Origin of the sequence: Ruminococcus sp. RTP21484sp1_RTP21281st1_A8_RTP21281_210402, from assembly GCF_040914025.1 — a bacterium.
Lineage (GTDB): Bacteria > Bacillota > Clostridia > Lachnospirales > Lachnospiraceae > Blautia_A > Blautia_A faecis.
On sequence record NZ_JBCPGE010000081.1, the window covers coordinates 1 to 9,188 of the forward strand.

9 protein-coding genes and 1 pseudogene are annotated in these 9,188 nt (G+C 42.0%); 5 read left to right on the forward strand and 5 right to left on the reverse strand.

Features of this window, described 5'->3' with window-relative positions; all coding sequences use genetic code 11:
• Positions 1-1,091 (reverse strand): annotated as a pseudogene (locus AB5170_RS21950) (SrtB-anchored collagen-binding adhesin); the annotation flags it as partial.
• A 368-nt stretch (positions 1,092-1,459) separates the two neighbouring features.
• Here AB5170_RS21950 and AB5170_RS21955 point away from each other — a divergent pair.
• Positions 1,460-2,437, forward strand: coding sequence for an ABC transporter substrate-binding protein (locus AB5170_RS21955; RefSeq protein ID WP_173715881.1), 978 nt, complete (start codon positions 1,460-1,462; stop codon positions 2,435-2,437).
• 112 nt (positions 2,438-2,549) lie between these two features.
• Here the strand turns inward: AB5170_RS21955 and AB5170_RS21960 are convergent, their stop codons facing one another.
• Complete coding sequence (locus AB5170_RS21960; protein ID WP_306467812.1) at positions 2,550-2,897, reverse strand: DUF6783 domain-containing protein; 348 nt, start codon at positions 2,895-2,897, stop codon at positions 2,550-2,552.
• Here AB5170_RS21960 and AB5170_RS21965 point away from each other — a divergent pair.
• The 3 genes from AB5170_RS21965 to AB5170_RS21975 are packed head-to-tail and all read left to right on the forward strand — an operon-like array spanning position 2,826 to position 4,705.
• Positions 2,826-2,987, forward strand: a complete 162-nt coding sequence (locus AB5170_RS21965; protein ID WP_306467811.1) for a DUF6783 domain-containing protein — start codon at positions 2,826-2,828, stop codon at positions 2,985-2,987. The genes AB5170_RS21960 and AB5170_RS21965 overlap by 72 nt on opposite strands.
• Positions 2,988-2,991: 4 nt before the next feature.
• On the forward strand, positions 2,992-3,918 hold the full coding sequence (locus AB5170_RS21970; RefSeq protein WP_118578496.1) for an ABC transporter permease: 927 nt from the start codon (positions 2,992-2,994) through the stop codon (positions 3,916-3,918).
• Entirely contained in the window at positions 3,911-4,705 is a 795-nt protein-coding gene (locus tag AB5170_RS21975; protein ID WP_118578495.1) for an ABC transporter ATP-binding protein, read from the forward strand. The genes AB5170_RS21970 and AB5170_RS21975 overlap by 8 nt, the downstream gene beginning before the upstream one ends.
• Positions 4,706-4,848: 143 nt before the next feature.
• On the opposite strand, the gene AB5170_RS21980 is transcribed toward AB5170_RS21975, so the two are convergent.
• The 3 genes from AB5170_RS21980 to AB5170_RS21990 form a co-directional block, all read right to left on the reverse strand.
• Positions 4,849-5,835, reverse strand: coding sequence for a DUF5688 family protein (locus AB5170_RS21980; RefSeq protein ID WP_118578494.1), 987 nt, complete (start codon positions 5,833-5,835; stop codon positions 4,849-4,851).
• 473 nt (positions 5,836-6,308) lie between these two features.
• Positions 6,309-7,913, reverse strand: coding sequence for a phosphoenolpyruvate carboxykinase (ATP) (gene pckA, locus AB5170_RS21985; RefSeq protein ID WP_148461930.1), 1,605 nt, complete (start codon positions 7,911-7,913; stop codon positions 6,309-6,311).
• A gap of 475 nt (positions 7,914-8,388) precedes the next feature.
• Positions 8,389-8,865: a low molecular weight protein-tyrosine-phosphatase gene (locus AB5170_RS21990; protein ID WP_148461931.1), complete on the reverse strand. Its 477-nt coding sequence runs from the start codon at positions 8,863-8,865 to the stop codon at positions 8,389-8,391.
• Positions 8,866-9,080: 215 nt separating this feature from the next.
• Between AB5170_RS21990 and AB5170_RS21995 the strand changes: the two genes are divergently transcribed.
• A partial coding sequence (locus tag AB5170_RS21995) for a DUF6783 domain-containing protein (RefSeq protein WP_368361730.1) occupies positions 9,081-9,188 on the forward strand: 108 nt, incomplete at its 3' end.

Below are 9,188 nucleotides of genomic sequence, written 5' to 3' on the forward strand. Positions count from 1 at the left end.
GTTGTCCCGTCGCTGTCTGTTTCAGCGATTGTCTTTGTAACCCATGTACGAGTAGCTTCGGCAGGGAGATTGTCTTTGTTATAGAAGCCTGCATAATACTTCCATGTAAATTCTGCACCTGCTAGAGAAACGTTCCCTTGCGGATTGTCTTTCTGTGTTTCCATATCAATCTTGAAAAGCTCAATCAAAGTGTCTGTTACTTTCGGTGTATCTGATACGTTCAAGGTCGCTGTTTTTCCAGCTTCAACCTTTAAGGAATATACAGTTTTATCTACTTTATATCCTGCTGGTGCAGAAAGTTCCTTGATATAGACTGTGCCAGCCTTTACCTCTGCAACATCTGTATTTCCGTTTTCATCAGTCGTAAGGGTGGCAAGCTGTTTCGTGCAGTCCTTATCAGCAAAGACACCGTATGTCGCACCAGCGACAGAGTAATTCCCGTTACCGTCTGTAATGCTGGTATTACTGGAAACCTTTTGCAGTTTTGCATTTCCGACATTCAGCTTCGCCCAAAATTGTCCCAATTCCTGCCCCTCGCCAGAGTAGATATAACCGCCACATTCATAGCGTCCTTTATTCTCTTTGACAAAGGCTTTTGCACCAGCGAAAACTTCGTCCTGCGTTGCCTTTGGAATTTCATCATAAGAAGCTCGCACGTTATCACATTGCCAGCCAAGATGTACGCTCAATCTCTGCCAGACGACACATTGTTCCAGCAGATAGACTTGCTTGTAGTTCAGTTCCTTGTGAGCTTCGCCATACTGTTTGACATACTCTAAGGATAACGCCACATCTGAAATCTGGTCGGCACTCATGCGTGAGCTTGCGTCAGCTCTGGTCTTGTAGCCATTCTTAAAATCTGTGTTGATGTCGATACAATAGGCAGTTTCGCCCTCGACTTTCATATAGCCCTCATTGAATGTCGAACCGATAGAACCGTCATTCATTACTTTTTCAATGATACCGACACGCTCTGCACTTTCCGTCCAGTATTGCTTACTTTCTGCATGAACGGGTGTAGTCGGTAAAGCAGTAACGACAGTTGCAAGAGCTAAGAAGCCCGTACACAATCGTTTTAACATCTTTTTCATAAATCTAATGCTCCTTTCATTTTGGGTATAAAAATAGACGCTCATTTCTGAACGTCTACATTATTGAAAGGCTTGTCCTCTCACACATATTCTATTTTAATAGGTACAACAGTTGCCTTTCTCCTTGTATTTTCGTTGTTTTCATCACTTGCGTTATCTACAACCTCCATGCCCGGCGTCAATCATAATAGAATATGGCATGTCAAAATTTCCTTTTCAAATACTATTTCTCTATTAGGATATGTGAAAAAATTACAAAAGCGACTTGACTTTTACGCTTTAAAGCGGTATTATTTTGTGCAGGCAATACTTTAAAGCAGAAAAAGCACTTTAAAACACGAAAACACTTTTTAAGGAGGAAATAAAATATGAAAAGAAAGGTTTTGTCAGTAATTCTGACCGGAGCTATGGTAGCAGGTCTTGCAGGTACAGTAACCGTACACGCTGAAGAGCAGAAAACATACAACATTGGTATCTGCCAGTTAGTTCAGCACGAAGCACTGGATGCAGCAACACAGGGATTTGAAGATGCAGTAAAAGAAGGTCTTGGCGAAGAAAACGTAACATTTGATGAGCAGAATGCACAGGGTGATTCCGCAACATGTAGTACGATCATCAACAATTTCGTATCCAGTAACGTAGACCTTATCCTTGCAAATGCTACTGCTTCTCTTCAGGCAGCAGCTGCCGGAACAAGCGATATCCCGATTCTTGGAACTGCAGTTACAGAGTATGGCGTAGCTCTTGACCTTACAGATTTTGATGGTACTGTAGGCGGCAACATTTCCGGTACTTCAGACCTTGCTCCTCTCGACCAGCAGGCAGCAATGCTGAATGAACTTTTCCCGGATGCTAAGACTGTAGGACTTCTGTACTGCTCCGCAGAACCAAACTCCCAGTATCAGGTTGATACGGTGAAGGCAGCTCTTGAAGATCTTGGATACACTTGCGAATATTACGCATTCTCTGACTCCAACGATATTTCTTCTGTTGTAACAAATGCAGTTGCAGACAGTGACGTTATCTATGTTCCTACCGATAACACAGCAGCTTCCAACACAGAGCTGATCAACAACATCTGCCTTCCGGCAAAGGTTCCGGTAATCGCAGGTGAAGAAGGAATCTGCTCCGGATGCGGTGTTGCTACACTTTCCATCAGCTACTATGATCTTGGAAAAGCAACTGGTGAAATGGCAGTTAAAATTCTGAAAGATGGTGAAGATATCTCTACAATGCCAATCGAATATGCACCAAACTTCACAAAAGAATACAATGCAGACATCTGTGCTGAGCTGGGAATTGAAGTTCCGGATGACTATGTTGCAATCGGTGCTGACGCAGAATAATTACTGGTTTATAACATATGCAGTAATGCACAATAAAAATTTTCATATTTGTTTGACAGTTAATTTAGACATTCAGTTGCTTTTAGAGCTTGTCAAAAGACTCTGACAGTAATCAACACAGACAGCGGGAAGGGAAGCCTCTCTCGCTGTTTGTGTCGTTTCTGAAGGAATGTATTTTTAAGTATATTTTATGCATAATTATGCATAAAATAGCATTTCTTCCAAAATGAATATTTCTGTTTACGCAAATAACAAAAAGCCAGTTACTCCACATACAAAACACTATAAAGATTCCAGTAACTGTCTTTTTCAAACATTTGTCCACAAAACAAATGTTGATGTTCACACAGTGAACACCAGAGTGTATTTGTAAAAGGCTTTCTGCAAGATGTGTGTCACAATTTGTGGGAGATTTTGTCCGGGTGAGGTCGTCGTAACGGGCTACGACAACCGAATTCAGGCAAAATATACCGCACAGTGGGGCGTACAAATTGCGAAAATGTTTTTTCAAACACGCTCCAGCAAACAAATCACGCATGCAGGAGGATAAAGACATGCAAATTGCAAACTTAATCATGGCACTTCCGGGTGCCGCTGCCCAGGGTCTGATCTGGGGTATTATGGCTATTGGCGTATATCTTACATTCCGTGTCCTTGACATCGCCGATCTGACCGTAGACGGTACCATGTGTACCGGAGGTGCTGTCTGCGTCATGATGATGACCAGCGGACATAACGTATGGGTATCTCTTTTAGTTGCCACTTTGGCTGGTATGACAGCTGGTCTTGTTACCGGTATTTTCCATACCTTTATGGGAATCCCGGCCATCCTTGCTGGAATCCTGACACAGCTTTCCCTGTACTCTGTTAACCTGAAAATCATGGGAAAAGCAAACCAGGCTATCAACGTTGATAAATACCCGATCCTGATTTCCTTACGCCGTATAAAAAATGTACCGATCACTCAGAACACAATTCTTATCGTCGCTTTATTTATTGTTGTGATCATCGCAGTTCTTTACTGGTTTTTCGGAACAGAGCTTGGATGTTCCCTCCGGGCTACCGGATGCAATCCAAACATGTCCCGTGCACAGGGTATCAACACTGATTTTTGCAAAGTACTTGGACTTATGATTTCCAACGGACTTGTTGCTCTTTCCAGCGCCTTGCTTGCACAGTATCAGGGATTTGCAGACGTCAATATGGGACGTGGTGCTATCGTAATCGGACTTGCTGCTGTTATTATCGGCGAAGCGATTTTCAGCCGTATTTTCCGCAATTTCGCGCTCCGTCTTCTGGCCGTAGCATTTGGTTCCATTCTCTACTATCTGGTTCTCCAGACTGTTATCTGGATGGGTATCGACACTGACCTTCTGAAAATGCTGTCTGCACTTGTAGTAGCTGTATTCCTGGCAGTACCTTACTGGAAGGGAAAATATTTCGCAAAACCAGCAAAACGCGGAGGTAAGAACAATGCTTGAGATCAAAAACATATATAAAACCTTTAATCCAGGAACCATCAACGAAAAGGTGGCTCTGAACGGACTTTCCCTGAAATTAAATGAAGGCGACTTTGTTACTGTCATCGGCGGCAACGGTGCCGGAAAATCCACAATGCTGAACGCAGTTGCCGGTGTATGGCCAGTAGACGAGGGACAGATCATCATTGACGGAACAGATGTCACCAAACTTTCCGAGTACAAGCGAGCAGCTTATCTGGGACGTGTATTCCAGGATCCCATGACCGGAACTGCTGCTACCATGGGTATTGAAGAAAATCTTGCCCTTGCAAAACGCCGCGGAAAAACAAGATTTCTTCGTTCTGGTATTACAAAAGCCGAACGAGAAGAGTACAAAGAGCTTCTGAAGATTCTGAATCTTGGTCTTGAAGATCGTCTTACCTCTAAGGTGGGTCTTCTTTCCGGAGGTCAGAGACAGGCACTTACGCTTCTCATGGCAACCCTTCAGAAGCCAAAGCTTCTCCTTCTTGATGAGCATACCGCAGCCCTTGACCCCAAAACAGCTGCCAAGGTGCTGGATATCACAGACAGGATTGTCAACCGCGATCACCTTACTACACTGATGATCACACATAACATGAAGGACGCCATTGCTCACGGCAACCGCCTGATCATGATGATGAACGGAAAAATCATTCTTGATATCCAAGGAGAAGAAAAGAAAAAGCTTACCGTAAAACAGCTTCTTGATAAATTTGAGGAAGCCAGCGGAGAAGAGTTCTCCAACGACTCCGCAATTCTCGGATAGAAATTCATAATTTGGTTTTTAGAAACTGCAGCAGATTGGTTTACAGTCTGACTGCAGTTCTTTTTTGCAATCAAAATTTCTGCCGAAAACACCCATTGTACAAAAAGTCCGAAAATGACGTAACTACACTTGTTTCTATCTGTTTATCCGTTCTCTTCACTGTCAGATTTCAACTTGTTTAAATCAATAAATACGGTGCCTTTATACATCAGAAAATCTCCGGTCTCTCTACAATATCTGTATATTTTGTCCGTGAGAAAATCTTCTTCCGGAGTTGCCTCCCGCAAAGTTTCTCTCAAAACATTTTCAAGATCCTCCGGATAGGAATGATCAGCGTTGTGGATCATCACCTCATGAATGCTCGTAAAAACCATATAGAAATCTGCATCCATCAGATCTGCAAGCCTTTTGGCCACGCCTGGCAAGAATATTGCAACGGCTCCGTTTGTCCTTCTTGCAGTGCTCAGACAGCTTCCGATGCTGTCCCTTGTCAGATAGAATTCATGGTTCAGATCCATGAAGCATTCTCCATCATAATCTGGATTGTAGACCAGTTTTTCCCAATAAAAAATTCTGGGCGGCGAAATAAAATACGTGTTTAGAAGAGCTGCGTCAAAAACTGTCTTTTCATCCTTTCCCCATTCTTTTATGTTATCCGTGCGTATTTTCATGCTGCTGATCCGGCCATCCAAATTTCCCACCTGCATGTATAGCACAAGTGCAATATCGCCCACTACACGGTATACTGCCTTCGACAGTTCCCGTTCATGGCGTTCTACATTAAGTGCCCGGATAAAAAGATCATTTTTCACCTTTTCGTAGTTATTCAGATTTTTGGTTTTCTCAAAAAATCCAGCTGTTTTTAATTTACGTATTTCACTTTCCACTGTTTTTGCAATCTGTTCCAGTGAAACACCATCCTCATAGTCCTCAAAAAGCTCTTCCGTGTGAATTCCGCAGACTTCTTTTCCCACTGAAGACGCATTGCACTCTACAAACAGCCGGTCGCCGTTTGGTGTCATGCCATTTTCGTCCCGTTCTTCAAAGTAAATCTGTTTCTCATTAAGTCCAAGCCGTTCCATTAGAGATTGGCGCAGACTCTCCACAAATACCTCATACTCTCTGCTCATATATAATTCCTTTCTTGATAAAAACGGGCGAAATGCCCTAACGAATACTGACCTTGCTGTGCACTGCAAATGATCCGTATTTGAAATAAAAGATGGAAGCAGATATTTAGAAATAGATAAGGCTTCCATTTGAGTTGCTGTATGGATAGTATATAAGATATGAATGTGTTTGTAAAGGATTTTCTATCGACAATTTTCCCTTACAATAAAAGCTGTTATTACTGTTCACAACCTTCAAAGCAGCACGCTTCGCGATGCACAGAAATCATGTTCACATGATTTCGCGCTGTAATTCTCGTATTTGCTTTAAACTTTGTTCACCAAAAAAACGCCTCGCGGGACGTTAACAGTGAATAGCAACAAGCTGTGGTGGTTGTTTTCTTTATTCATAGAAAACATTTTATAAATATTTCCAGTATAAACAACAAAGGGCCTGCCGTAAATACGGCAGACCCATAAATAATCTTAAATGATTATGCCTGAGGACCAGCTGCAACAAGTGCTTTACCAGCTGCATTTCCTTCATATTTCTTGAAGTTCTTAACGAAACGATCTGCAAGATCTTTTGCTTTAACTTCCCACTCAGAAGCATCAGCGTATGTGTCACGAGGATCAAGGATACCTGTGTCAACGCCTGTAAGCTCTGTAGGAACCTCAAAGTTAAAGAATGGAATCTTCTTAGTCGGTGCTGTTAAGATAGCGCCGCTGAGGATTGCATCAATAATACCACGAGTATCTTTGATGGAGATACGTTTTCCGGTTCCATTCCATCCTGTATTAACCAGGTATGCTTTTGCTCCGCTCTTCTCCATTTTCTTAACCAGCTCTTCAGCGTATTTTGTCGGATGCAGTTCAAGGAATGCCTGTCCGAAGCAAGCTGAGAATGTAGGTGTAGGCTCTGTGATTCCACGCTCTGTACCAGCAAGTTTAGCTGTGAATCCAGACAGGAAGTAGTACTGAGTCTGCTCTGGTGTCAGGATAGATACTGGAGGAAGTACTCCGAATGCATCTGCGGAAAGGAAGATAACATTCTTAGCAGCCGGTGCGGAAGAAATCGGGCGAACGATTTTCTCAATGTGGTTGATCGGATAAGATACACGAGTGTTCTCTGTAACGCTCTTATCAGCGAAATCAATCTTTCCTTCTGCGTCAAGTGTAACGTTCTCAAGAAGAGCATTTCTCTTGATTGCATTGTAAATATCCGGCTCAGAATCCTTGTCAAGGTTGATAACCTTAGCATAGCAGCCGCCCTCGAAGTTGAACACTCCATTGTCGTCCCAGCCGTGCTCATCATCACCGATAAGGAGTCTCTTAGGATCTGTGGAAAGTGTAGTCTTACCTGTTCCTGAAAGGCCGAAGAAGATAGCGGTGTTCTCACCGTTCATATCTGTATTTGCAGAGCAGTGCATGGAAGCGATGCCCTTAAGTGGCAGATAGTAGTTCATCATGGAGAACATACCCTTCTTCATCTCTCCGCCATACCATGTATTGACGATAACCTGCTCACGGCTTGTAATGTTGAACATTACAGCTGTCTCAGAGTTAAGACCTAATTCTTTGTAGTTCTCTACTTTAGCCTTGGAAGCGTTGTAAACAACGAAATCTGGCTCGAAGTCTTTCAGTTCTTCTTCTGTAGGCTGGATGAACATGTTTGTTACAAAGTGTGCCTGCCAAGCAACCTCAACGATGAAACGGATTGCCATACGGGTATCTTTGTTAGCACCGCAGAATGCATCAACTACGAAAAGTCTCTTGTCGGAGAGCTCTTTCTTAGCGATCTCTTTCACTGCTTCCCATGCTTCCTGTGATGCAGGATGGTTATCATTCTTATATTCGTCAGATGTCCACCATACGGTGTCTTTAGAATTCTCATCCATTACGATATATTTGTCTTTAGGAGAACGTCCGGTATAAATACCTGTCATAACGTTAACAGCGCCAAGCTCGCTGACCCGTCCTTTTTCAAAGCCCTCAAGACCTGGTTTGGTCTCCTCTTCAAATAACATTTCATAAGAGGGGTTGTAAACAATTTCTGTAGTTCCGGTAATACCATACTTTGTTAAATCGATTTTTGCCATCTTACACTTAACCTCTTTTCTCTAAAATGGAATTCATCTGCGAATGCAGATTTATAGCTTCAGTCCGCATCTCACCGTAATACATATCAAAGAATATTACTTGCGGTCACAGCCTCTATGGTACAAAACCAAAGGAATGGAACCGGATCGATTCCCTTTTTCCTTATCCTATATTATACATATCTGAGTGATAAAATCAACACAATTTTCCGTTTTTTTGTATTTTTGTTAAAGTTTTATCATATAGAAAACACGCCTCTGACATTTTATGAGACGTGTTTTCTAATGATATTTTTATTGCATTAGAGCGTCATTGCGAAATTCTTAGATTGAGGTTATTGTAGTCCTGTTGAATAAATTGTCACTAGAATAGGGAATAGAAAATATTCAAAACGCACATTTTTGCATTGTTTTTTTTGTTTTTACTATTTTTATTTCATCATTACGTTTATCATATTGCGTATACTCTTCCAACCTATATCTTCTCATTTTTCTCCAGATACGCAAGAAATCCTTCGCAGCCTTCTACTACATCTCTATAAGTAGATTCAAAATCCCGCGTATACCACGGATCAGCAATATCTCTGGGATTATCTGAATAATCCAGTAAGAGCTTCACTTTCCCTTCCGGATCCTTTCCTACAATTCGCAAGATATTCCGAATGTTTCTCTCTTCCATTCCCAGAATATAATCATATTTTCCATAATCTGCTTTGGTGATCTGTACCGCTCTTTTCCCCTCGCAGGAAATCCCATGCTTTGCCAATTCCCGCTTTGCCGGCGGATAAACCGGATTCCCGATTCCATTCCAGATTTCCTCTGTACTAGTGGCTGCAGACGCAATGTAAAATTTAGCCTTGATGCCTCGTTTCGTAACCATATCCTTCATAACGAATTCAGAAATTGGGCTGCGGCAGATATTGCCGTGGCAGACAAATAACACTCTTATCATTGCTTAAAACTCCTTGAAATGCTGTATTCACGCTGTTTACAGGCATTTTCCGATAATCTTCAATCCTGTCATTTTCCTGTATATCACAGCATAAATTCGTATATTTTCTTATCCAAATTTAGTAACTTCTTAGTAATAACCAGCCTGGAAAACAGGCTTCCTAAGAACCTTATAATCAGATTATTTTTAATTTTTTTCTATTATTTTATCATACTATGCCGGTTTTGCAATCCTATTCATCTCTTCCTAGAGCGTGTTTGAAAAAGGCTTTCTGCAAGATGTGCGTCACAATTTGTGGGAGATTTCGCTCGGATGAGGGCGCC